16 protein-coding genes are annotated in these 26,492 nt (G+C 47.0%); 6 read left to right on the forward strand and 10 right to left on the reverse strand.

Annotation, left to right across the window (positions count from 1 at the left end; all coding sequences use genetic code 11):
* Positions 1-100: 100 nt before the first annotated feature.
* The 3 genes from LOZ80_RS28130 to LOZ80_RS28140 are packed head-to-tail and all read right to left on the reverse strand — an operon-like array spanning position 101 to position 8,394.
* Positions 101-6,784: a cadherin-like beta sandwich domain-containing protein gene (locus LOZ80_RS28130; RefSeq protein ID WP_238167763.1), complete on the reverse strand. Its 6,684-nt coding sequence runs from the start codon at positions 6,782-6,784 to the stop codon at positions 101-103.
* A 51-nt stretch (positions 6,785-6,835) separates the two neighbouring features.
* Positions 6,836-7,369, reverse strand: a complete 534-nt coding sequence (locus LOZ80_RS28135; protein ID WP_238167764.1) for a phage tail protein — start codon at positions 7,367-7,369, stop codon at positions 6,836-6,838.
* Between the two features lie 11 nt (positions 7,370-7,380).
* Positions 7,381-8,394 carry a phage tail protein gene (locus LOZ80_RS28140; protein WP_238167765.1) on the reverse strand — a complete coding sequence of 338 codons (1,014 nt, stop codon included), beginning with the start codon at positions 8,392-8,394 and terminating at the stop codon, positions 7,381-7,383.
* 191 nt (positions 8,395-8,585) lie between these two features.
* Between LOZ80_RS28140 and LOZ80_RS28145 the strand changes: the two genes are divergently transcribed.
* Entirely contained in the window at positions 8,586-10,241 is a 1,656-nt protein-coding gene (locus LOZ80_RS28145) for a PhoX family protein (RefSeq protein ID WP_238167766.1), read from the forward strand.
* Positions 10,242-10,351: 110 nt separating this feature from the next.
* Here LOZ80_RS28145 and LOZ80_RS28150 read toward each other — a convergent pair whose 3' ends face one another.
* From LOZ80_RS28150 to LOZ80_RS28175, 6 genes are all read right to left on the reverse strand, one after another.
* Positions 10,352-11,155 carry a GNAT family N-acetyltransferase gene (locus LOZ80_RS28150; RefSeq protein WP_238167767.1) on the reverse strand — a complete coding sequence of 268 codons (804 nt, stop codon included), beginning with the start codon at positions 11,153-11,155 and terminating at the stop codon, positions 10,352-10,354.
* A 77-nt stretch (positions 11,156-11,232) separates the two neighbouring features.
* Positions 11,233-11,409 (reverse strand): hypothetical protein, encoded by a 177-nt coding sequence (locus LOZ80_RS28155; RefSeq protein ID WP_238167768.1) that lies wholly within the window; start codon positions 11,407-11,409, stop codon positions 11,233-11,235.
* A gap of 172 nt (positions 11,410-11,581) precedes the next feature.
* Positions 11,582-12,511, reverse strand: a complete 930-nt coding sequence (locus LOZ80_RS28160) for a helix-turn-helix transcriptional regulator (RefSeq protein ID WP_238167769.1) — start codon at positions 12,509-12,511, stop codon at positions 11,582-11,584.
* Between the two features lie 90 nt (positions 12,512-12,601).
* Positions 12,602-13,765 (reverse strand): epoxide hydrolase family protein, encoded by a 1,164-nt coding sequence (locus LOZ80_RS28165; RefSeq protein WP_238167770.1) that lies wholly within the window; start codon positions 13,763-13,765, stop codon positions 12,602-12,604.
* 256 nt (positions 13,766-14,021) lie between these two features.
* Complete coding sequence (locus tag LOZ80_RS28170) at positions 14,022-17,276, reverse strand: response regulator (RefSeq protein ID WP_238167771.1); 3,255 nt, start codon at positions 17,274-17,276, stop codon at positions 14,022-14,024.
* A gap of 69 nt (positions 17,277-17,345) precedes the next feature.
* Complete coding sequence (locus tag LOZ80_RS28175) at positions 17,346-18,602, reverse strand: GGDEF/EAL domain-containing response regulator (RefSeq protein WP_238167772.1); 1,257 nt, start codon at positions 18,600-18,602, stop codon at positions 17,346-17,348.
* A 286-nt stretch (positions 18,603-18,888) separates the two neighbouring features.
* Here LOZ80_RS28175 and LOZ80_RS28180 point away from each other — a divergent pair, with 286 nt between their 5' ends.
* The gene (locus tag LOZ80_RS28180; protein ID WP_238167773.1) at positions 18,889-19,593 is read left to right on the forward strand and encodes a response regulator transcription factor; all 705 of its coding nucleotides are present in this window, start codon (positions 18,889-18,891) and stop codon (positions 19,591-19,593) included.
* Between the two features lie 204 nt (positions 19,594-19,797).
* Positions 19,798-20,628 (forward strand): hypothetical protein, encoded by an 831-nt coding sequence (locus LOZ80_RS28185; RefSeq protein ID WP_238167775.1) that lies wholly within the window; start codon positions 19,798-19,800, stop codon positions 20,626-20,628.
* Positions 20,629-20,708: 80 nt separating this feature from the next.
* On the opposite strand, the gene LOZ80_RS28190 is transcribed toward LOZ80_RS28185, so the two are convergent.
* Positions 20,709-22,925, reverse strand: a complete 2,217-nt coding sequence (locus tag LOZ80_RS28190) for a GH92 family glycosyl hydrolase (protein WP_238167776.1) — start codon at positions 22,923-22,925, stop codon at positions 20,709-20,711.
* 179 nt (positions 22,926-23,104) lie between these two features.
* Between LOZ80_RS28190 and LOZ80_RS28195 the strand changes: the two genes are divergently transcribed.
* From LOZ80_RS28195 to LOZ80_RS28205, 3 genes are all read left to right on the forward strand, one after another.
* Positions 23,105-23,968, forward strand: a complete 864-nt coding sequence (locus tag LOZ80_RS28195; protein WP_238167777.1) for an AraC family transcriptional regulator — start codon at positions 23,105-23,107, stop codon at positions 23,966-23,968.
* A 129-nt stretch (positions 23,969-24,097) separates the two neighbouring features.
* Positions 24,098-25,096: a zinc-binding dehydrogenase gene (locus tag LOZ80_RS28200; protein ID WP_238167778.1), complete on the forward strand. Its 999-nt coding sequence runs from the start codon at positions 24,098-24,100 to the stop codon at positions 25,094-25,096.
* A gap of 157 nt (positions 25,097-25,253) precedes the next feature.
* Positions 25,254-26,486, forward strand: coding sequence for an MFS transporter (locus LOZ80_RS28205; RefSeq protein WP_238167779.1), 1,233 nt, complete (start codon positions 25,254-25,256; stop codon positions 26,484-26,486).
* Positions 26,487-26,492: the final 6 nt, after the last annotated feature.

A 26,492-nucleotide genomic window follows, 5' to 3' on the forward strand; every position in this document is an offset into this window, starting at 1 on the left:
TGGCTAACTCAGATGTTTATTTTACCATATTTATACTTTCTCAATAAAAAAAGAAACCTGCTATGGCAATAAGCCATTCACAGGTTTCTTTCCTTTCACTTTACGGGAGGACAATTGAACTGCTCGTACCATCTACATATTGCGTTTGGCTAAATGATTCAGAAGCGGATTGTACATCTGACCAGAACCAATCCTTTTGGGAGACATCTTTCCAAACATCTTTGCCTAGTTTAGGGGTCGGACGCTTCAAAAGGTTATTGATGACTTTCACGGCTTCAGCACGTGTTAAAGGTTGATCCGGTCGGAAGCTTCCATCCTCATAACCGGACATAAGTCCAGATGCCTTGGCCGCTTGGATGTAGCCGGCTGCCCAGTGATTTTTGGTATCTACAAAAGCCTGAACATCGTTATTTACTGCTAGTTTGTTAATTTTTACGATAATTGCAGCAAGCTCACCTCTAGTTATTGGAGCATCCGGTTTAAATGAACCGTCCGGATAGCCGCTTAACCACTCGGCTTTCTGAGCTTGATGAATAGCATCTGCTGCCCAATGCTGGTCAGCAACATCCTTAAAGTTCTGTAACGCAACCAAGGATTGAGGCTTAGCGATCGCTTTTACAAAAATACTTGATACTTCAGCACGGGTGATAGATTGATTAGGTTTAAATGTCCCATCCGGGTACCCCTCAATCCAGCTTGTATAGGAAATCGTATCAATCGGCTTTTTCTGAATCTCGATCATACTAAAGGTACTGAACTTAGTAATGATAATTTCCATACTTACCGGATTTCCTTGCGTATCATAGTTAATCTTGCCTTTTACCAATTCCTTCTCGCCATCACTATGTTCAATATAAATGCCGAGTGAGGCTAGGAATTCATTTCTTTTCTTTGGATCTGTCGGAATTTGAATCCCTTTGAAAGAGAAGTTCAACGTTACTTCATTATTCGTGATATTCGATTCAATCGTTAACGGCAAACCAACAATTGCTACTTGCCCACTACCGGCAGCCTTGGTTACGAGGACCGCCGTCATGACCCGCTTCTGGATTTGCTGTTTGGCTGCGTCTGATGAAATCGGAATAAAGCGAATCAGCAATTCTTCTTTGGATTCTAAGGCTTTAGCAACTGTATGAAGCGGAATCGTCATTTGAACGGCTTCCATTTCGATACTTATAGCGGTGCCACCTTTATTTAAAGCCTGTAATGCCTCCTGTGTAAAACCAATGTTAAACTCGTCACTGCCTTCCGGAATTTGCGGGATCTTCAGCTTGAGCACGTTGCCTTTACTGCCTGATGATCCTGCTAATTGAACAATCTCCGGTGTTATGGCAACTGTATCGATTACTCGACCATCGGCTGCATGCTTACGCTCCAAGTGGATTGGAAGCTCAGTGCCATTATCTCCGATACGGAAGAGGACTTGAGTCGGATCTGATGGTCCACCACCTCCTGATCCTGAACTACTTGGCTGCCCCTCACGAGTTATAACAGCTGTATAGGTTTGTAGATCGCCAATCTGAGGCGTAACAACGATTGATATCGTGTTGCGGCCCTCGATTAATTGAATCGGCGCATTAACGCTATTAATTAGAACATTGTTATGATATACAGCTATAGAAGCCAATGGGTCATACACAGAAGCTGACACAGTTGTTGATTGAACGGTATTAGGAACAGTTCCGCTGTACCCCAATGTTTTAGGAGCAAACACTGGCGTTAACGTAACCCCGCTCAAACTAAATCCATTCAACTCTGCACTAGTGTTGCGTGTGATTGCGATGCTGTATACCTGCTCGCTCAAATTTTGTGCAATGACTTTAACGACTACCGCATTAAGGCCATCTTGTAGTGTAATCACTTTACTTGCCCCAACTACATTGTTAATTAGGATCTGCGATGTTGGCGCGTACACGCTGCCTGAAACAGTCACACTGTATACTTCATGGGTTACAGTGACAGCATATGAGAATTTGCCTTGAGAGAAGCCTGGGACACTCTCCCCGTTCAAAAGCAAACTGCTCAGGCTCATATTACTGTCTCCAGCGCGAACTATATTTACGGTGTAACTTATAACCGTCGTCCCATCTTCCGCTGTCACGGTTAGTGTGACGTTGTTGTAGCCTACAGCCAGATCTGTTCCACCTGCTATAGCAACTGCGGCCAATGGATCTTCTAGCATTCCTGTTACAACAACCGAGGTTGTTGCGTTCGGGACATTAAAAGTGTACGTTGTTTTCCTAGGTAGAAAGCCGGTAAGACTTACACCATCAATTTGAATATCACTTAATTTGGCGTTAGCAGATTTGTTAGAACGAATTACCGTCACCGTATATTTCTGTATATCTAAATTTTGAGCTGTCACGGTTATTGTTACGGTATTACTACCCACTTTCAAGTTACTGCCGCCTTCTACATTTACTGTTGCTGTTGGATCTGTTTGCTTACCTGTTACTGAAACCGATGAAGTTGCATTGGAAACATTGACGGTATAATTAAACTGTCCTGAAGCAAAGCCTACAATTGGTGTACCATCCACACTCAGACCACTCAAACTTGCATCATTGCTTGCTGCACGCACTACGGTCAGAGTATAAACCTTTTTAGTTGTGCCATCCTCAGCTTTCACGGTTACAGTGACTGTATTGTTACCTACGAGCAGGTTGCTACCTCCTACTACAATAGGTGTCAGTGCTGTTGGATCTGTTGTAGTAGTGACTACGACAACGGATGTCTGCGTATTCGGAACATTGACTGTATACGCCAGATTTAGAGGATCAAAGTTGGCTACAGACGTTCCATCTACTTTCAGATCACTCAAGCTTGCATCACTGCTAGCTGCTCTCACGACAGTCACGGTATAGATTTTCTTCGTTGTGCCATCCTCGGCCGTCACGGTCACCGTAACGGTGTTGTTACCTACAAGTAGGTTACTTCCGCCAACCACAACAGGATCGCTTGCTGTCGTCTCCTTCTTTGTCCCCGTTACCACAACCAACTTCGTTGCATTTGGAACATTGACTGTATACGCCAATGTATTAGGGTCAAAGTTGGCTACAGACGTTCCATCTACTTTTAAATCAATCAGACTCGCATCATTGCTGGCTGCTCGCACGACAGTCACGGTATATTCCTTCTTCGTTGTGCCGTCCTCAGCCGTAACCGTTACCGTGACGGTATTGTCACCTACGAGTAGGTTACTTCCGCCAACCACAACAGGATTAACTGCTGCCAAATCTTCCTTCGTTCCCACCACCACAACCGAAGTTGTTGTATTAGGAACATTTACCTTGTACGTGACTTTAGCTGGAGCAAAATCAGTTAGACTAACGCCATCCACGCTTAAATCTTTTAAATTAGCATTCGTGGACTTGTCCGCTCGCACCACTGTAACTGTGTAATCCTGTTTCGTTACGCCGTCCTCAGCCGTCACTGTTACCGTAACCGTATTATTACCTACGATCAAATTACTTCCGCCTGCCACTGCTACACTCGCATTAGCATAAGCTTTTGTCCCTGTTATGTTAATTGAAGTCTTCGCATAGAGCACATTGTATGTGTACGTAAAAGTATCCGATGCAAAGCCTGTTAGTGGTGTTCCATCTACACTCAAACCAATCAAAGCGGCATCATTGCTTGCTGCGCGCACGATGGTCAGGGTATAAACCTTTTTAGTTGTACCATCCTCCGCTGTCACGGTTATAGTGACGGTATTGTTACCTACGAGCAGGTTGCTGCCTCCTACTACAACAGGTGTCAGTGCTGTTGGATCTGTAGTAGTAGTGACTACTACTACGGAAGTCTGCGAATTCGGAACATTGAGTGTATACGCCAAATCTAGAGGATCAAAGTTGGCTACAGACGTTCCATCTACTTTCAGATCACTCAAGCTTGCATCACTGCTAGCTGCTCTCACGACAATCACGGTATAGATTTTCTTCGTTGTGCCATCCTCGGCCGTCACGGTCACCGTCACGGTGTTGTTACCTACAAGTAGGTTACTTCCGCCAACCACAACAGGATCGCTTGCTGTCGTCTCCTTCTTTGTCCCCGTTACCACAACCGATTGCGTCGCATTCGGAACATTGACTGTATACGTCAACGTATTGGGGTCAAAGTTGGCTACAGACGTTCCATCTACTTCCAGAGCACTTAGACTTGCATCACTATTGGCTGCTCGTACGATGGTCACGGTGTAGACTTTCTTGGTAGTGCCATCCTCCGCTGTCACCGTTACCGTGACGGTATTGTCACCTACGAGTAGGTTACTTCCCCCAACCACGACAGGGTTGCCTGCCGTTGAATCTTCCTTCGTTCCCATAACCACAACAGAAGTTTTGGTATTAGGAACATCTACCGTATAGTTTAGTCTACTCGAAGAGAATCCTCCTACACTTACGCCATCAACTTTCAAATCAGTTAAATTAGCATTCGTGGACTTGTCAGCTCGTACCACTGTTACAGTATAAATCTTCTTCGTTGTGCCATCCTCAGCTGTCACTGTAACTGTCACCGTATTATTGCCAACAGCTAAAATACTGCCTCCTGCCACTACTGCATTAGCTGTAGCATCCTCTTTGATTCCTGTGATAGCAATCGCAGATTTGGCATAAAGCACATTGAACGTGTATGCGAGAGTTCCCGATGCGAAATCTGCTAAAGGCGCTCCATCTACATTCAAACCAATCAAGTTCGCATTACTGCTTGGTGCACGAACTACGGTTACCGTATACACTTTGGTTATGCCATTTTCCGCCGTCACAGTTATCGTGACCGTATTATTACCTACGGCAAGATTGCTGCCGCCGACCACAACAGGTGTACCTGCCATTGCATCCGTCTTGGTTCCCAAAACAGTAACGGCTGTTTTTTCATTAGGTACTTTCACTGTATAAGACACAGTGCCAGGTACAAAGTCTGTAACCGTTGTTCCGTCCACCGTTAAATCTTTCAACGTAGCATCGCTTGATTGCGGAGCGCGATTCACTGTGATCGTATATGACTTTGTATCGCTGTTTTCCGCTGTTACAGTAACGGTAATAACATTTGAACTCCCTACGCTTAAAGGGATCGAGCCACTGGCTTGACCACTCGTTACCAGGGTATTATTTACTTTCACCGTTGCATGAGGCTCATTCACAATCGGTGTTACTTTCAATGAATTTACTGCATACAGAACGTCGACGGTGTACGCAATCGTTTCAGGTGCAAAGGTTTCTTTTAATGCAGCATTAGAAAGGGTGAGTCCTGTCAGCGTCGCATCCTTACTAAGCACTATCGTATTGTGCGTGTCAGTGTTATTGTAGACATCAAGCTCATCCCCACCAGAAACACTAACCGAGCTCGTTACCGAACGAGGCGTGTTTGCAGCAACATCTACAGTCACGTCGATGACTGGATAATTATTCTTCCCATTTAATACGTCTGAACGAAAACAGGTTAACGTCGCAAGTGTGCATGTCCATCCGCTTCCTGCCAAAACTGAAGCGGTTAATCCTGTCGGTAAAGCAACGACTGCCGTTACTGTTCCATTCGTTTTCACGTTACCGTTATTCGTGACCGTTACTGTATAATGCGCCCCTGTCTTCCCTTGTGAGAAGGTTCCGTTCGGAGCCATCTTAACGATCATATCCGTCCCTTCCGAGTTTACAGCTATATTTCCACCACTGTTATTGCCCGTAAAGTTTGTGCGGGTTAACACAGGGGCTTTATTCGCGTTGATGAACATGCCGCCCCCTCGGACAGCTGAGTTACCGGTCCCTTCTACATCCGTAAGTGATACGGTTCCCGCAAAGAAATCAAGAACCAATCCTCCACCGTCGCTCCCCGCGGTATTCCCCGTGAACGCTGTGTTTGTAATAACAGCTGGACTGCCCAAGTAAAGTCCGCCTGCACGACCTTCTGTTCCGCCATTTTTGCTAAACGCCTTATTGCTGCTGAATGTGCTGGAATCAATCGTGACATTTCGCAAAGCATTGCTTGCTGACACGATTGCTACGCCACCACCAAGCCCATAAGACATATTATTTTGGACCGTGAGATTCGACATTTCAAGGGCCATATCCCCCTCTAGATACATGCCCCCACCTCGTGAACTATAGTTCGCTGAGTTGGCTGCTCCAGCTGTATTATCGGTGATCGTAACATTCGTCAGCTTAACCTTGCCCGCTGAAGTGCCTGATATGTACATACCGCCTCCGAATCCATCTTCGGCAGTCGTATTATTAGCGATAATAGAATCAGTAATGGTAAGGGTCTTGCTGCCGACATCGCCACCAATTCCCCCGCCTCCATAGTTGCTAAGAGGTGTAGAGTTGCCATAACGAATCGTTAATCCCTGTATCGTAACATTATATCCCGTGTTATCTAGATCCGGATTAATTTCCAACACCCTGTGTGTGGAGGCAGCTGCGTTCAAACCAGCTTGTATAATGGTTGACGCTGAGTTGCTTCCTTGCAGAGTGACATCACCTCTTATTTCCAACTGCGCGGAAGCCGTCGTATAGGTGCCAGTTGGAATAGTAATCACATCTGCGCCTGGAAGTGCATTCGCTTGCATGATGGCCGCGCGAAGTGAACATTGACTATTGCTATCTGCGCACACCCCATCACCCGTATTGGAATCTACTGTATCTGCAGTAGTGTTTACCGTAAAAGTCGCAGCACTCGCAACACTCACTGCTCCGATACCTGCCGCTACAAGCAGCAGTAATCCCAGCAAGGCTGCTCTTGCATAAAACCGATTCCCCCTAAATATACTGCTCACATCCCGCCAATGAACCACTGTTCAGGCTCCTCTCCGTCTTACCTTCTTTCTTACTATCAGATCATATATCTACGTACGAGGCGGGTATACACCCTGCAAAGCGATACAAAAATTAAGCGTTAGATACGGCTGCATATTATTGTGCGGCTGACCGCCTCCGGAAGGCAAAATCGCTTCCGCGCCCATCGCAGCAGTATTTACTGCTCCTGTATAAGCCAAGGCCCCGCGCCGCCCGCCTGTATCCTTCCAAATTTGCCCCGTCGGTGCTTCCTGTGAGCCTGGGGTAGTTCCATATTGCAAGGCGTGGGTATGGGCTGGCAGTTCCGAACTCAACAAGGTGACCGTCTCCACGCCTCCGGTTTGACCAAGATCATACAAGGACAGCCCCGTGCCTTGACCAGGGTGCATCGGAACCCGGCCTTGTAGATCCGGGAGTGCGAATGTACTTTTCCCGTCACCCCCGTAAGTAGTTCCTAATAACGAAAAGAGCGCAGTATTTTGCGATATAGGCAGAAGTTGACCATCACAAAAGGCCCACCCCTTAGGTGCAAAGTTAAATGGAAATAAACAAATTTCCCCAACAAATGGATTCGAACCCGGCATATGATCTCTCCTTAATTTTGACTTGGGAATATTCCCACTGTTGCAATAATGGCAGTTAATGCCAGATATGGCTGCATATTGTTGTGGGGCTGACCGCCGCCAACCAAATCGGTTACAGAAGCGGATGTGCCATCCCGCACAAAAGCATAAGAACTTGTTGATGTCACGCCAAACGTATTTCCTTGAGCGGTTTTTGTAGACGCTGCGTTCTTGCTTGCATTTAAGTAATGAGAGTGAGTCGCCATCTCATTTTGGCTTAATGTGTGGGCCTGTTCACCGCTTTTTTCTCCCAAGGTATGACCGTTGCCCATGTGAATGGGAGCTCTTCCTCGCAAATCCGGAAGTCCAAATGTGGTTTGACCATTACCGCCATAAGTAGTACCCAACAATGAGAATAAACCTTGATTCTGATTAATGGGCAATATTTGCCCGTTGCACAACACGTTCCCGTTAGGTGCAAAGTTAAAGGCCACCCAACGCACCTCACTTAGAAACGGTTCAGTACCATCTGATCCGCCGCCTTGCGAAGGGAAAATTCCAAATAAACTAATAATGTAGTTAATCGTTAAAAAAGGTTGCAAATTAGTGTGAGGCTGACTGCCTCCACCAGGTCCTAGAACTGTGCCAGGATTCATCATCGTACTTTGTGATCCGGCTGCATCTGTAAATTGATTCAAAGTAGATCGCGCCATTACGGTACCATCCGGACTGTTTGTACTGCCAAAATTAGACGAAACACCAGCTGCATGACTGTGAGCAGGTATCTGCTGAACCGTTAAGGTAACATCTTCAGTTCCTGCTTGTTCGGCAAGCGTAAATCCATTTCCTTGATGGAGCGGAATTCTGCTTTGCAGATTAGGCAACATAAAAGTTGTCTCACCGTCTCCACCATACGTAGTTCCTATTAAATTAAACAAAGGTTCATTCTCTGAAATAGGCAAGGTTTGACCATCACACTTCATCCAGCCTGCCGGAGCAAAATTGCCAGCAAACATCCGAATTTCTCCTATAAAAGGCTGTCCCATCAACTTTCCCCCTCATCATTGTTCAGTTGCTATGTATTAAAAAAATATTTTTTCCAAGCACTCGAAATATGTCGAATTTTATAATACACTCTATCTATAATTCTATCAAAATAATTAGAATAAAGCATTTAAATTCATAGATTATGTGGTATGTTTATCTCAAGATCTTCAACATTCGGAGGAATTCCTATATGGAAATGAAAAAACCGCTATCTCGCCGACATTTTTTGAAATATTTAGGAGCCAGTGCAGCTTCCTTAGCTGCTGCTTATTCCGGTCTCAGTTCGCTAACACAAAAAGCTAACGCTTCTGCCTCCAATGTCAATGCTTACGACGAATTGCCGGAAACGTTCAACCCCACCTTTCATACTGCTGACGACACAGATCAACTGCTTCTAGCCAGCGGATTTTCTTACACCGTTTTGGCCGCCTATGGCGATACGATCAATAAATCTGGCGATACTTTGGGTTTTAACAACAGTTACACTTCTTTTTTCCCAATTCCCGGATCAACTACAGAAGCCCTGCTATGGGTTAATCACGAATCTGCTCAATATTCATGGATGCTGGATCGTTCGATGACCATCGCTTGGGAGCAGCAAAAGCAACTTCTGAACGAACAAGGTGCTTCTATCCTTCATATCAAGAAAGACGCCTTCGGCCAGTGGAAACTCGTTTCTGACTCTACCCTTGCCCGTCGTATTTCTGGATTAACCCCCATTGAACTGACAGGCCCTGTTCGGGGTTCCCAATCCGTTAACGGCGCTACCCTGGTGCAAGGTACATTCGCTAACCGCGGTGGCAGCCAAACGTTGTGGAATACCCAACTTACTTGCGAAAATCGTTTCGAAACGACTTGTCGCGATGCCGGCCTAGCGCTTTCTCACTATGGCTGGATCGTTGAGGTTGATCCTTTCGATCATCGAAAATTACCTGTGAAACATACCGCACTTGGACGCTTTCATCACGGAAGTGCAGCCATGACACTAAATTCGGATCAACATGTTGTTGTCTATATGGGAGAAGATTCGCCTGAGGGATTTGTTTATAAATATGTCAGCGCTGAGCAATGGTCTGACGATTCGAATACTGACACCGCTCAACTCCTAAGCAAAGGTTCCTTGTATGCTGCTGACTTAATCAAAGGTCGCTGGATCGAATTGACTATTGAGCTTGTTCGCAAACAATTAAACAGCCTGACTTATCAAGTACCGACCGTTCTTAACAAATCCAAAGATGTATTGCTTAAACAGTTCCAAACTCAGAACGATGTTCTCACATCTGTCAGCGAGGCTGCGCTCATCCTTGGGGCTACTCCCTGTGATCGTCCAGCCGAACTTACGGTTCGCCCCTCCAATAAACAGGTGTATATTGCCTTTACTCAGAACGACAGCCGAGGCAACCTGCACGGCCAAATTATTAAATTGAAGGAAAGCGGCAACGGAGAGACATTTGCGTTCGAGACTTTCATTACAGGTGGACGCCAAAGCGGCTTCAGTTCTCCTGGAGCCCTGGCTTTTGATAAGAATGACAACCTGTGGGTCTCATCCGATATTTCACCTGACCGCTTGAACACCGGCGCATGGTCAGAATTCAAAAACAATGGTCTGTACCTCATCCATCCATCAGGCACAGAACGAAAAACAAAGCAATATGCCTCATCTCCAACCGAAGCAGCATTGAGCGGCCTTTCATTTACAGATCATCAAGCTACTGTATTCGTAGCTGTCAACCACCCTGGCGCATCCGGTGCGGGAACAACTTCACCAACAAGCCAATGGCAGCATCGTTTTGGTAAAAAGGATCCTCGTTCTGCTGTCGTCATTATTACACGATCATTGCTGTAAATGATAAAAAGAAGGCTGTCCCAGAAGTCAATTGTATGACTTAAGGGCAGCCTCTTTACTTTCAATATTGCACGACATGGAAAAGCTCCCGTTAATTTAGGCATTTCCTGTTAGATTTCGCTCCAAATCGCCTTCGTATAAGCTAGTCTCATCCCCATACGTTCCATATTATTCTGACTGCCAGATCCAAAACTCGCCTGACCTACCAAAAGATCACACCCCAAATCGCCCGCCACTGCGGCTCGATGCAGCAATAGGGCCGTATGGCATCCCTGTTTACGATACTCAGGCAAGGTGACAGCCGCAGCAAACGAACCCACACTATCTTGTATATGCAAACTAGCTACTGCTACGGGCACATCATTAATTTCAGCCAAATAATAATGCCAACCAGATCGGCGGTAGAGCACACGGTTATTTTGCGCGACAGCTTGATACAGATTTGAAGGCATCTGAAACCCTTTTACATAAATCTGACCAAAAACATCAAAATCCTCCTCAGTAAAGGCTCGAATCACTATGTTAGATGAGTCTAACCTCTCATTTGTGAGCGAAGAGCCATATAAGGAGGAATGGAATGCGGACTGAAAGTAGCCCTTTTCTGATAGTTTCCTCGCCAGCTCCATGACTTGCCCGGGGATCAAATGAAATCGACAAGAAGCCTCATGCTCCCGATAAAATGCCAAGATATCCTCAATTACATCTGCATCTTCAGAAGTCAGCCCCCTTACAGAGTTGAAATAAGGATCTGGAATCCCCTTTACGAGGAAAGCCGTCGCGGCACCAAACTTTTGGATATATACCCCCTGTGGATTTCCAGCTTTTGCTCCGATTGCAGTCAATCTTGATTCGAGTGTATGAATTTCGGCTTGCTCTATGCGTTTGGCCAAATCTAAGGATACTACGGGCGGCATGTTAGTGCTCCTTTCCTAAATCGAAGTTCACTCGTAGAGAGCGCTGGTCGTTGTGCCATCCTAGAAAACTAAGCTGGTTATCCAAATACTCGCGACATGATCAACAAGATAATCGGCCCAACCACCATGCATCCAAATAGCAGCGCAACAAATTTCATCGGTGTAGACAGACCTCTTGGCTCGTTGATTTGATCAAGCTTTTCGTTGATTTCTCTAAGCTCCTTGAGTATTTCTTTGCCTAACTCCTCGGTCATGCTTTACTCCCCTCTCTGATTTAAAACCGTATATAATTACAACAATGTTACCATATATAGGAAAAATATTTCCATTCTATTTCTAAGCCCGTCGCCGGCCAAGTCTGTGCTAGCACGGATCCGCGTTGCCTTTCGCGCGGAATAAGAGCCTCTAGAGTCTAGAGGCTAATTTCTACTTCAATGAAATTTTATACACTTCAGCCATACGCCGAATATGCAGCTGCAATTCATCAATGACCTCAGGCGGCTCCATAACGGTCGCATGACTGCTGTAGCTGAGTATCATCTGAATCGCCTTGTCCATCGAAGTGTAATGTGTCGTTACAGTCAAGGTACCATCCGGATTCGCGATGACTTCGTCATAGCCAAATTCATCCCTAACTCTCGTTTTAACTGCCGAATTAAACTGCAGAACAACTCTCACCTTGGTAAAGTTGACTTTGCTCATAAACTGTTGCTCCACGTCCTGCAGCGTGTAATTGCGCCGAATAAACGTTTGGGGCAGACTCCTTAAACCGAGCATCCGTGAAAGACGAAAAACTCGAATATCAGAACGGGTAAGGCAATAACCGTAGAGATACCAGACGTATCCTTTGAGAAAAAGCCCCATAGGCTCGATCGTCCGTTCCGTCTCTGCGCCCATTTTATCCAAATATTCAAATCGAACCAACTGCAACCCGCGTATCGCTTGGTGAAGGGGCGCAATTTTCTCCTTAATATTAGGTGTAGGCGTAAAATCGAGATCAACACTGGCAGCTTCTGCTTCACTGGATGTTGTAGGCATTAATGCGCTAATCCGATCCAGCAGCGAATCAATATTCGAACTATCTGTAGCGGATCGTGCCCCGCGCAAAGCCGAGCAGATAGCAGAAAAATCATCCAACGATAACATTTGCTTATCTATCCGATAGCCAGGCATAATTTCATAACCTCCGTCCGAACCGGCAAACGAAACAAGCGGAATTCCAGCTTGATTAATCGTTTCCATATCCCGATAAATCGTGCGCAAGGAAACCTCGAAACGCTCGGCAAGTTCAGTTGCGTTGACGCGAGTTTTGTTTAGCAAAGTCATGGTAATAGCAAGCAACCGATCCAGCTTCATTCGAGGTCCTCCTTACCGGACATTCATCATTTTGGGAGATAATTTTTATATGTTCTACACGACGCAGTCAATGACCTTCTTCCCCAACCTTTATCGAAACCTTCGAAAGAAGGCCTGCACATCCAGTGCCAGAAGATCCGGCGCATCCATTGCGGCAAAATGGGTTCCACGGTCAAATTCTGACCAATGCACAATTTGGGTATTATCCCGCTGAGCAAAGCGTTTGATGGTTTTAAAATCGTGCCCGAACACAGCCAGCCCGGTCACTGTTGTATTAGGGCCTTGCTGCTGCTCGCCTTTGTGGGCTTCCTCGTAGTACAAACGCGCTGAGGATTCTGCGGTATTGGTTAGCCAATAAATCATCACGTTGGTCAGAAGCGCATCCCGCTGTATGAAGTCCACATGATCACCAAACCCATTAAACATCTCCGCAATCCAAGCGAGCTGGCCTACAGGTGAATCTGCCTGCGCATAGGTAAGTGTCTGCGGGCGAGTTTGCTGGATGGCATTAAAGCCTGCACGCTCATGGAAATTAGCCAGGAATTGTAATCTGCCCAGATCATCCGCGGACAAATTCTCCATTTCCGTCGGATCGCCGGATGGGAAGGAGAACAATTGCAGCACATGGATTCCAAGGAGTCCCTCTGGCTTCTGCAAGCCCATTTCCCGGGAAACCAATGCCCCGCAATCACTGCCATGTGCGCCATATCGGTCGTAGCCGAGGCGTTTCATTAACTCATCCCATGCTCTCGCGATGCGAGCCATGGTCCAGCCGGGTTCGAGCTGCGATCCCGAGAAACCAAAGCCAGGCACGGATGGAATAACCACATGGAATGCGTCAGTTGGGTCCCCGCCATGCGCTCGGGGATTCGTAAGCGGGCCAATCACTTCAAGGAATTCGACGATGGAACTTGGCCAGCCGTGAGTGAGCAGGAGTGGTATGGCATTCGGCTCAGGCGAACGGACGTGCAGGAAGTGCACATTAGCTCCATCAATCGTCGTTGTGAACTGCGGGTATTCATTCAAGCGCGCTTCCTGCTTGCGCCAGTCATACTCATTCAACCAATATGCCGCTAGCTCTTTCACATAGGACAGCGAAACACCGTATTTCCAGCCGGCACCTGCTAAGGCATCAGGCCAGCGCGTGTGTGATAAACGATAATTAAGATCATCAAGATCGAACTGGGGAATATCGATGTGAAAGGGGCGAATCTCTGTGTCCACGGAACTTGTAATTTCATTAAAAGCTGTCATTGTATGGCCTCCTCGATTTGGGTTTTATGCGTTCTCATCTCTACATGTCTAATAGTAAACCAGCAATCCTGACAGCATTATGTCAAGGTGGTTGAACGGTCTAAAAAAACAAAAAAACCTAGCCGCAGGCTAAGTTATCCAAAATGATGAGGACAGAGATGAATAGGCAAGCTAGCCCTTTCTTCTACCTTATTTCTGAGTTCATCGCACCACAACTAATATGATGGGAGGCCTAAGGAGGGCACAGCAAACTTGGCTAGCCCTCACCCGCAAAGCTGATTTCATCCTTTCTAAGCCCTAAGATCAGATTAATTTCATTCTGAATGCGTGCAATACCTTCCATACAAATCTCCGCCGAGTTCTCCTCCTGCAAGTCCTTCTCCAAGGCGCATACAGCAGTTAACAGCTCATACGCGTAGAAATTGGCCGCAATGCCTTTAAGTGTGTGGACCATTCGGCGAGCGACCACCGTCTCTCGATTAATGACGATGGGCAGCAATTGCTCGGAGAACTGCACATAATCCTGCTTGAATTTCTCCAACATATACTGAAAAATATGGACTTTATGGTCAATATTCCTCATCAAACGTTCGGAATCCATGCCTTTAACATCGAATAACCATGTTAAATCAAGCCATTTCTCGATCATGTCGGTTAACTGCTTCTCATCGACAGGTTTAATCAAGATGTCGTTCAAACCATGTTTCAGCAGTTGCGTCTGATCCTTCATGAATACGTTGGCGGTTAGCGCAATAATGGGGACCCCTTTTAACGCCAAGCGCTGTCTAAGCTTCTGAGTAGCCTCGTAACCATCCATCTCTGGCATATGAATATCCATAAGAATCAGTTTCCAAGCCTGCTCATCCGCCAAAGCTACTACCTCCAGCCCATTCTGGGCGATGACAACCTGGTATCCTAACTTTTCAAGGAGATGCGTAATGACCAATTGGTTAATTTCATTATCCTCGGCGACCAGAATCGAACCTTTGGAAAGTGGGCTAAGCGGATTGGCATCAAGCGCATCCAGGACAGCAGGCTGAGCACTCTCTACCCGGCGCACCTGCTCATTCAAGGATTCCAAGCTTTTCAGTAAAGATAATCGACTGACAGGCTTAACAATAATAGCGTCGGCCTGGATGTTCTTAGGCAGCGCTGACATTTCCTCTCTTCCTTCCAGCGTCGTATAAGCGATAATCTTGGTTTGCGATCGATCAATGGTTTCAAGCACACGCAACCAGGAAGAGCGCTGCTCGATCTGGGCCATCTGCATATCCAGGAAGAGGACATCCGGCGCTGTATGCACCCACGCTTCCTTTTCCAAAACCGCAAACACATCAGACATCGATGAAACCGCATCCATTTGAAGCTGATAGGAGCCCAGAAGCTCGCATAGATGCTCTCGAACTACAGGATGATCTTCGGCGACGAGAACACGCTGATTCCAATCAGACAGACGCCCTTGACGCTGCTGCCTATGCGTATATTCCTCCGCTTGTTCGCATCGACCAAACAGAAGGCTGAAGTAGAAGCGGCTGCCCACACCAAACTCCGTTTCGACTTGAAGTACGCCTCCCATGGATTGAACCAAATGCTGACTAATAACCAGGCCCAAACCTGAGCCTCCGTATCTCCGGCTAGTCGATGTATCCGCTTGCGAGAAAGGCAAGAAGAGGTGTGACAGCTGTTCCTTCGAAATGCCAATCCCCGAGTCTTCCATGGAAAAAGAAATAATGACCCCTTCATCCACGTGCTCCGCCAATTGAACTTTCAAGCGAATAAAGCCATATTTGGTAAATTTGATAGCGTTATTCGATAAATTAATCAGCACCTGCTCTAATCGGAACGAATCCCCGCTGACCATGTCAGGCAGATCCATGGACGTATCCAATATCATTTCGATGCGCTTGGTTCCAGCCGACACACTAACCAGATCCACAACATGTTGGAGTGAGGTTTCCAGGGAAAAGTCGACCTTCTCCAAGGTTAGCTTGCCTGCTTCAATTTTGGAGAAATCAAGAACGTCATTAATAGTTGCCAGCAGCACATGGGAGGAAGCGTCCATTTTGTTCAAATAATCCTTCTGGATCTCCGTCAATTCGGTTCGCTGCAGAAGCAAGGACAGCCCCATGATGCCGTTGAGCGGCGTGCGTATTTCATGGCTCATCCTAGCCAGGAACTGGCTCTTCGCCCGATTGGATTCATCGGCTTCTTCGCGCCTTTTCAAATCGGTGATATCGTGGACCGTTCCAGTGACACCTGTAATTTCCGTTCGATCATTGTTAAAAAGGGGGGAAAACGTCACATTGTACATATGCTCTGTTTGATCAGGCAGCAGGAAATTAATGGCAAATTGCTGGGTTTTCCCTCTCGCAATCGTTTCCACGAAAGCGTTCACCCATTTCTGCGAATCATCCATGTCGATCACATCCGTTAGCTGCTTGCCCCTTACCTGCTCGGTCGTTAATTGGTAGGTTTGATACATTTTATAATTGGCGGAGGCAATGCTTCCATCCAGTCGAAAGCGGAATATAAAATCCTCGGAATTTTCCACGAGTGTCCGATATTGTTCGTCTCGAACCCGCGCTTTCATCTGCGCAGTACGATACTCCGTAACATCCACAGCCGAGCCGATGATTTCATTGACAGAACCATACTTATAAATCGGCTGTAAGGTTACTAGAATCGTAAAACCTTCTGAATCATACTCGTAGGTAACTCGCTCACCCTCCCAAGCCATCTCATAATGCCGCCTTAGATATTCCGTGAACTCATTATTTAGGACTGTGATTTCGTGCACTTTTTTCCCTATAAATTGACTCGGTCTCAATCCAAGCTGGTAGAGGAGTTGACCTTCAATAAGGATGTATACGAAATGGTCCTTTACCTTGTGAATTTTAAAAGTAAAACCTGGTTGAAAGCGCAGCATATCGATGAGTTCTTGCTCCACTTGCCTGATCTTCTGCTTATATTCCCGAGCCCTGACCAGATAACGGAGAAAACAGGCGACGATAAATACGCATATCATTTGATAACTAATATAAATCCAGATGGCATCCAGTGGTGTTCGGTATATCAACCAAATCATCGCGTAGTAAAATAAAAAGAAAAATGTCTCGCCATACAGCCATTTCATCCAGTACGACTTCGTTCTCCGGAAAATGATACCGGTTCCAACAATAGCAACAATGCCTATCAACAACTGAGGAATCTCGATGGAACCCTCCAATAGAAAACGCCCTATCCAGAGGAAAGCAAAGGTGATGGATAATGAAACAAACCCGCCCAAATAAGCAGACAGCAGTAATCCTACCCCACGAAAATTCATACTGACATGATCACTAATCTGGACACCGAAATTTAATAAAATAACAATAAGCACGCCATGCGAGAGGCCCACGAAAACTTTATAATACCAAGATGGCTTCTGATCCAACTTGGTAATAATAAAAAATTGTTCCACGAAGATGACGAACACGGTAATAATAGCGAAATTAGTAATCAAATCACGCAACAAATGCCATCACCAACCTATTTTCAACGTATTGGGTCGATCAATTGGCCTACCAGCTGCAATGAGTCTCTAGCCCGTTTGTTTGCTTCGCACATCCTGAAGCAGCATATCTTCAATATGCGCAGGCTTGACCGGAGCGCTGTAATAATAGCCTTGCACGAATCGACAGCCGCACTCCCTAAGGACATGAAGTTCTTCCTCGGTCTCCACACCTTCTGCTACGACAAGCAGATTCAAGTTTTTGGCCATGGCAATCACCGTGTTCACGATGGCAGCATTCACTTGTTTTTGCTTCAAACCTTTAATAAACGACTGATCAATTTTTAGTTTATCAATTGGGAAATCTTTGAGATAGCTGAGCGAGCTGTACCCTGTACCGAAATCATCCATCGCGATGCGAATGCCTAGATTCTTCAACTGGGTCAGGGCATCAGCAGCTAAATTCACATCCATACTCATGCTTTCCGTGATTTCGAGTTCCAAATATCTGGGCTGGAGGCCTGTTTCCGCCAAGATCTTCTCGATCCTGCTGCAGAGCGCCGTATCATTGAACTGACGGCGGGATAGATTCACCGCCACGAACATCTTGGGGAGTCCTGCTTCCTGCCATTTCATATTCTGCTTGCATGCCTCGCGAATGACCCATTCGCCAATATTGTGAATCAGGCCGCACTCTTCGGCAATCGGGATGAAATCACAAGGCGGAACGTGTCCCAGAACAGCATTATTCCACCGGATTAAGCTTTCAATGCCGACCATCCGATTGGTGTAAATATCAACCACAGGCTGATAAACAAGCTGAAACTCCCTGTGATCAATCGCTTTGCGCAAATAAAACTCGATATCCATGCGTCTTTGAAATGAAGCCATGATCGGTTCAGCACCAGCAGGGTAGGAAGCTCCTCCTTGTTGAGTGCCATTATGTATAGCCATTTGACATCGTTCGAGGAAATAATCGGTCATTGGACCATCAAACGATTCTTGTATTAATAATTGCGTATGAAAATAATCGACAGCGCCGATGCGCATAGCCTGAATGGTCTGCATGGCTCCCTCAGATGATTGCGAGCTGAGCATCATAACAGGTAAGGGACAATGGGTCATCATGAGTTGAAGAGCAACAAGTCCTTCCGAGTTAGGCATATCCAAATCGATAATGACCAAATCCGGTTTGCCCGCCAGTATACAAGCCAATGCCGCATTGCCGTGGTTGGCAGACCCCGTTACTCTAAACGGCGCCGCTTTCTCGAAAATCGGTATCACAGCTGCACTGAATTCATTTGAATGACTAACGATCATCACGCCATACCTGTCCAAAAGACCCATTCCAATTGTTCACTCCTTACTACTATAGTCCCATTTAAGTCCGTTGTCTCTATCATACCTTCCACTTATTAGGTTACTTGCCTAAAAGGTATGATTTAAAAATCTTTATTTCGCTAATATTTTGCTAACACTTTCGTGTTAAATTCCAAATAAAGCGGTTTACTCTTAAAATTCGACACCGTATAATAGAAATAATGAGTAAAGTGTTAGCGAGCATCATTCCCTCTGTTCAATACTTATTTTGTTTATGTTTAAGTAACTAAAGTTTAGTTTGGGGGAGCCACGAATGGACAGAGTTCTATTAATTGAGGACGATGATATTATCGGCGAGATGATCTGTATGTATCTCAAAGAAGAGGAATTCGTAGTGCTGAGGTCACATAATGGCCAAGAAGGACTCGCAGCTTTGCATGATTTCAAACCTGATCTTATACTGCTTGACCTCATTCTTCCTGATTTTGAAGGAACCGATCTATGCAACTCCTTACGCAACATAACACCCGTTCCCATTATTATTATTTCTTCCAATGCGCGAGTAAGCGAGAAAATTGAAGCCTTCACTGTCGGAGCCGATGATTACTTATGCAAGCCCTTCAGCATGCATGAGATGAAAGCGAGAATTCAAGCCTTATTACGCCGTTTCAAGCAAACACACCCCTCAGACATCCAGCAGGTGCCCGCTTTGCAGGAGGTTACTGTCCCCCCTATGGATTTGAACATCAATATTGAGAAAAGAACGCTATATGTTCGAGGCGAATCTGTGGAAATGACTTTCTCCGAATTTGAACTTATCCGCTTGCTGTTCGAGAATCCTGAACGCGTGTACCGTCGCGAAGATCTTATTAACGCGCTGCGCGGTTTCGATTCTTATATTAATGATCGAGCTATCGATGTACATATTACGAACCTACGACGCAAAATTGAAGTCAACCCCAAAGAGCCCAAATTCATCAAAACTGTATGGGGTGTTGGTTATAAATTCGTTCTCTAAAAAGAAACTTCATCCTTCAAAGGATGAGGTTTCTTTTTTTGATGTGTCGGATTTTCCGGTACTTTGCTGAACCTTGTCAGAACTACAATCTTATACCATTTATTAGTAAATATTGGTTGACACCCCAAACAATAATCCTTTATCATTGGACTTCCAGAAGCATGCAAGGATAGCCAAATTAAGAAGTAAACGGGTGAGGTCTTTATGCAAAGTGATAAATTAATTTTGGATTTGAGCAGCCGCAGCGCCAAAGTATTCAAGAAGTCCGAAACCGGAATCGAACAAGTCGATTTACTGACTTGGGAGCTCTCGGAGAGCAAAATCAGTCTGCCCGCGATTGAAGATCAATTAAAATTATTGTTGTCTGCAAACGGATCCATTCGCAAAGGACTCGTTCAAGGAACCATAGAAGCCATCGGTACAGAAGCGATGCGAAGATCGCCTCTTTTATCCCAACATATGCAGGAGATATGTGAGAATCTGCAGATCGCCTATCGCACCATCAGTCAGGAAGAAGAAGCTGACTTGTTGAAGAAAGCTATTGCAGAGTCTGACATTCCCACTCATCTAGATGTCCTCCATGTCGGGGGAGGCGGCATACAGATGATTACAAGAGACAGCGAGACACCTTATTTGATTCCATTCGGCATCTCCGATCTGAACCAACAATTTCACCTGTTGGAGTCCCCCAGCCACAGGCAGATTGCCACTTGTATCAAGTGGCTCTCCTCCCGGTTGCCCGTCACGTTGAAAACTTTTGCCTACACGGGCGGGGAGAGAACCTATGTTCAGCATTTCGGCATTGAACTGGAACAAGATCTGTACTGCCTGAGCAGCGACTTTACGCTGCTCGCCAGACGCCTGGCAGCCATGGAGCTTCCTGCCTTGGAAGCCAGATCCCCTTTCGACCCCAAGTGGATGCGCGGTGTAATTGCCTCTAATTGTATTGTACTGGCCGGTCTGATTAAATCAGGCAGCACCAAGTTCATGCCGTCCGACCTGAACATGGCCCACGGCATTCTCAATCAATCGTAGGCGCCAACGGCAAAGAAATAAACCTAGCCGCAGGCTAGGTTCTACAATTGTGTGCTGGGTGAGTGGGAACAACAGGCAACCTAATCGTTCATCCTGGAGAGGGAATACGGCAGATCCGCATGGGCATACGTTTTACTGGTTGGCGTATCCGTCATCTGAAACTTCAGCACACCACCCGCGAGAATCTGCTCATGCGTGACATATAAAGCGTCCGTTGCTTCACCGTTAACCCAGCTGTCCGCCACATACTTGTTGTCCCTGCTTTGTTGCTCTGCTTCAATGACGAACGACTTCCCGTTCGCCAGATGCAGGGTGACACGCCGGAACAGCGGGCTGCCCAGAACGTACTCCGGTACTCCCGGACACAGCGGGAACAAGCCTATTGCCCCGAAGATGTACCATGCGCTTAAACTTCCATTGTCTTCATCGCCCGGCAAGCCGTCGGGATGCGCGCTGAACTGCTCCTCAAGCGTCTTCCTCACCCAGCACTGCGTACCTGCTGGAGAACCTAACGCCGTATAGATATAAGGAATGTGAAAGCTTGGCTGATTGCTAATGGCAAACTGGCCTAGATCCGTTGCCGCCATTTCCGACATTTCATGAATCTCCTGACCGTAGGAGCCTACTTTAAAATGCGGTGGAGTCGTCATCAACTCGTCAAGCTTGCGAATCATGGCCTCCTTGCCGCCAAGCAACTCGGCCAACCCTGCGAAGTCATGCTGGACTGCCCAACTGCATTGCCACGCACCGCCCTCACAGTAAGGTCCGCCCCACAGCAAGGGATCGAATCCCTCCAGCCATTCGCCATTCTCAGTGCGGCCTCGCATAAACCCGACGGACGGGTCCAGCAGGTTCCTATACTGTCGTGAGCGCGCAACAAAAGCATCCGCCCGCTCCTGATCATCCAAAGCACGGGCAATTTGAGCGATACAGAAATCGCCATACACATAATCAAGCGTGTAGCTTACACTATGGTGCACATGCTCATGCGGCAAATAACCATGTTCCAAATAGTGCGCCAAACCTTGACGGCCCGCTCCCGGCACGTCCGAAACCTGGGTTGCGTGCTTCAACAAACCTTCATAGGCTGATCTTAGATCAAATCCTTGAATCCCCTTCACAGCGGCATCTGCGAAAACCGCATCCACCAGTGTGCCCGGCATAACGCCGCGTTCCCCCGGCGAAACCCATTTCGGCATCCAACCGCTCTCTTTATACACATGTACCCATGATTCGAGCATTTCACCTAACTCCTCGGGACATAGCAAACTATAGAGGGGGAACGTGGTCCGATATACATCCCAGAAGCCTATATCCGAGTACATGGGACCCTTGCATACTTCTCCATTAAACGCACTGTAATGAATCTTCTCCTCGTTTGCATCAAGCTCATACCAGGTACGGGGAAATAGAAAAACGCGATACAAGCACGTATAGAAAGTAGCTAATTTCTCCTGATCTTCATTCTGATCCAGCTCGAGAATACCAAGTTTCTGCTCCCAGGCCGCAGCAGCTTCGGCCCTTAGTTCATCAAAAGAAAGCTCGCCGAGCTCGCGCGCCATATTGCGGGCTGCCTGCTCACAACTGATGAAGGAGGTTCCGATCCTCACGTGAACCTGTCCATTCTCCGGCAGCTTCAGCCCTATACAGGCGCCTAGCTGCTCCCCCTCAGCCGCTGCCAAGGAGATAACGTTCAGTGAAGGGTCAAAGATCCCGCTTTCTGCAAGATCAAGCTCGCAATCGAATTCCATTACGATATAATGGGCGAAATTCTCAGGAACCCCACCGTGATTGGCACTGGTACAGCCAATCAATCGTCTTCGTTCGCCGTCAATCTGCCACTGGCTTGCACCGGCAAATGTATGCATAACGAGCCGAGCACCCTCCCGCTCGGCGAAAGACAACCGCAGCATCGCACTCCGCAGCGATGGTGTTAATTCCATCTGTGCCCGGTAGCGCAGCAGCTGCACACTATAATAATCCGGAGCGATAACCATCTCCTCCGGATGAAAGGAGGACGACTGCATCGCGGCGTCCAGCTGGCGTGGTCCGCTCTGCGGGAGCAGCGTGACATGCCCGTAATCCTCAATCCACGGACTGGGTTGATGCGTCAGCCTGAGGCCGAAGAAATGCCGGTCCGCTGGATGGAAATACCAGCGGTTCTCTCCGGCTTTCGTCTGCGGACTCCAGGAGGCCATCCCGAACGGACGTGAGATGAGCGGCAATGTATTGCCATTCGAATAATGGAACGTGGATGCCGTTCCTTGCAGCGGATGAACATATGGGACATATTTCATTTGCAAATTCCCCCTAGATGAGCATGACTTACTCTCCTAAGTGTAATCTGCCTCGGTTGGCTTCACAGTTTACATTTTTCATTAATATCTCAAATTTTAAGGTGATTGTTTCTTAATATCATTTAATTTAAACTAAACACATATGAAATTATGATATACAGTGCGGAAGGAGCAGCAGGATGATTCCGATGCATTTGCATGGAGATGATGAAATTCATGGCGATTTCCCGCACACGCTCAAAATCCATCATCTGAACAGTTGGATTTCCCCTCATGTGCACAACTTTATCGAGTTTACCTATGCGATCCAAGGTCAAGCTGTCGAAGTGATTAATGGGGTCGAACGGGTATTGCGGCCCGGGATGTTCACCTTGTTGTTCCCTTATCATGTCCACGAAATTCGCTTTGAGCCTGGACAAGAACTTGTCTTGTACGTGGGGGCTATCGGATTGAAATCGTTCTTCGACCACTCGAATTCCTTATTTTCCTTGCAAGGGCTGCTCAGTCAAATGGAAGACAACTGGGAACCCTCCTACGCGCTGGATACCGCCGCTGCGGATCAGATTCAGTTTCTTCTTCAGCATATGTTCCAAGAAATTCGCAGCGACCAGCCATGGAATCAACATCTCTACATAACCAAATTGTTTGAAGTATTTGCTTATCTGGACCGGTATCGAAAGTCCCAGCAGTCCTCTTGGTACAAAAATACGGCAAATGAGAATAGCCATCAAGGGATGTGGGCCATCATTCATTATGTCTACCAGCATTTCCGGGAGGACCTCTCGCTGCAGGGGATGTCTGCAAGGTTCGGCTACTCTGTCCCTTACATCAGTACCACATTCAAACAGATGACAGGTGAGAATTATTCCCGATTTCTGGAGCGCATACGTATCGCACATGCCTGCAATCTGCTGCTTAGCAGCGAAATGAAAATTATTGATATCGGTTTTGAGGTTGGATTTACTTCCTACCCGACATTTGCCCGGGTTTTTCATCAACGTATTGGGAAGCCGCCTACGCTTTACCGGAAAGAGCGCCGTTAAGTGAACGTCCAGACTCGCAAAGACTTAACCTAAATTTGATGTTTGCAAAGCGTCCGCAGGGCAATCTTGTATTATATAATATATGTAAACAAGTTATGTCATCACACATCAGATAGGTGGTCCACTCACATGCAGAAAACGATGAAAGCCGCGCTAATCAACCACTATAGCGGGGTTTCGGGAATCGAGTTTGGTGAAACGCCAGTGCCCCAAATAACAAGCAGCGAAGTGCTCATCCAAGTTCATGCGGCCTCGATTAATCCCGCTGATCTATTATTCCTTCATGGGAACTATGGCATGACAAGGGCTTTGCCTTCGGTTGGCGGTATGGAAGGGTGCGGAACCGTCGTCGCAACAGGAAGCAGCCTGGCCGCGCGGATGCTCAAAGGCAAACGTGTAGCGTTCGTCTCCGAGGGGTTCGGTTCATGGTCGGAGTATGCGAAGGCAAGTGCAATGACTTGTATGGTCCTGCCAAATCACGTATCGGACGAGCAAGGCGCCGTCTTCTTCGTGAATCCAGCCAGTGCGATGGCTATGATGAAAATCGCCAAGCAGCTTAAATCCAAAGCAATCGTTCAAACCGCAGGTGCAAGCGCTCTTGGGCGAATTCTGACGAAGCTTGGCAGCGAGCACGGGATTCCGATCATTAGCATTGTCCGCAAAGGCGAGCAGGAGCAGTTGCTCCGCGAATTGGGCGGGCAGCACATTATGAACAGCAGCTCTGCAACCTTCGAGAAGGACCTGAAGATGAAGTGCCAGCAGCTTGGCGCTACAGTCTGCTTCGATGCCGTTGGTGGCGAATTGACAGGCCCTGTGCTGTCAGCCTTGCCAGACGGCTCCTCCCTCTTCCAATATGGCCTGCTTGGCGGTCATCAAACAACGATCAATGCGGATGATCTCGTCTTCCGGCGGAAGCGGATTAGCGGGTTCTGGGCTTCCGATTGGGTGAAAACGCAATCCATCTTCGAACTCCTCGCCCTGCAAGGCGCGATGAAGAAATCGATCGGATCTCATATCCAAACCGAGATCAGCCAGACCTATCACTTGCATCAAGCAGTTGATGCAATCGAGCATTACACGGCAAGCATGACCTCCGGCAAAGTTCTGCTGCTGCCCGCTTCACGCTGATTGTCATGAGAAGATAAGCGCATGAGCCTTTAGGGCTGTTTGCGCTTGTTTGTTTTTGATGTGAGGCAGGAGCACTCGATGGATAAAGACGCGGCATTTAGGTTAATTTAATGAACGTTATGATTAATCTATTGCGAGGTGTGAGCAGCGCTAGGCTATGGCGAATTCCAATAAGAAAGAGCTTCTATCCATCGCATCCATCCCACTCATTATGACGCTTGGGAACTCAATGTTAATCCCGGTACTGCCGGCCATTCGAAGCAAGCTCGGTGTTTCGTCCCTTCAGGTAAGCTTGCTGATTACCGTTTATTCCGCTGTCGCTATTCTTTTGATCCCGATTGCCGGGTATTTATCCGACAAATATGGTCGGAAATTCGTCATTATTCCCAGTTTGCTTATCACAGGAATTGGCGGGTTAATCGCAGGCTTAGCCGCTTGGTGGATGGATCATTCCTACGTCGTCATGCTGATTGGCCGCTTCGTACAAGGCGTTGGCGCCGCGGGGGCTTTCCCCATCGTTATCCCTTTAGTTGGCGATTTGTTCAAAAAGGACAGCGAGGTCAGCAGCGGCTTGGGACTGGTAGAAACCGCAAATACCTTCGGTAAAGTCCTCAGTCCGATTCTAGGATCAGCCTTATCCATGGTTGTATGGTTTCTGCCATTCATGTTTATTCCTGTCCTGTGTGTGATTTCGATGCTGTTGGTGCTTTTTTTGGTGAAGCCCCCAACCAAGAGCTCGCAGCCGACGAAATCGATGTCTTTCTCCGACTATCTTGCCCAAATTAAAACGATCTTTAAAAACAACGGCCGCTGGTTGTACGCTATCTTCGCTATCGGTTGCGTCTGTATGCTTGTTATTTTCGGCGTTTTAACATATTTATCCGATCTCTTGGAGGAGAAAGCTCATGTCTATGGCATTGTGAAAGGCTGCTTGCTGGCGATCCCGCTTGCCGCTTTATGCATCGCTTCCTACATGACAGGTAAAGTGATTGGGAAGAACCAGCTTCTCATGAAATGGCTTATCGTCGCAGGTCTTCTGCTGCTTGCCGGCAGTCTGCTGGTTTGTGGGCTGCTCACCTCCACGTTCCTGCTTCTGGCATGCATCAGCTTGGCAGGTATCGGAATCGGCGCCGCATTGCCTTGTCTGGATGTGATGATTACGGAAGGCATTCCGAAGGAAGAGCGGGGCACGATCACATCGATTTATAGTTCGATGCGCTTCATTGGCGTAGCGATCGGGCCGCCGCTTGCATCTATTTTGGTCAAAAGCTCGCCTGCTCTAATGTTCTATATGATCGCGGGAATCAGCATTCTAGCGGGAGCGATCGCTTTGTTCGCCATCAAGCCCCAAAAAGATAAACAAGCCCCTCTCAAGAGAGCCCTGGCTTGAGAGGCT

Origin of the sequence: Paenibacillus sp. HWE-109 (assembly GCF_022163125.1) — a bacterium.
In the GTDB taxonomy this organism is placed as follows: Bacteria; Bacillota; Bacilli; order Paenibacillales; family NBRC-103111; genus Paenibacillus_E.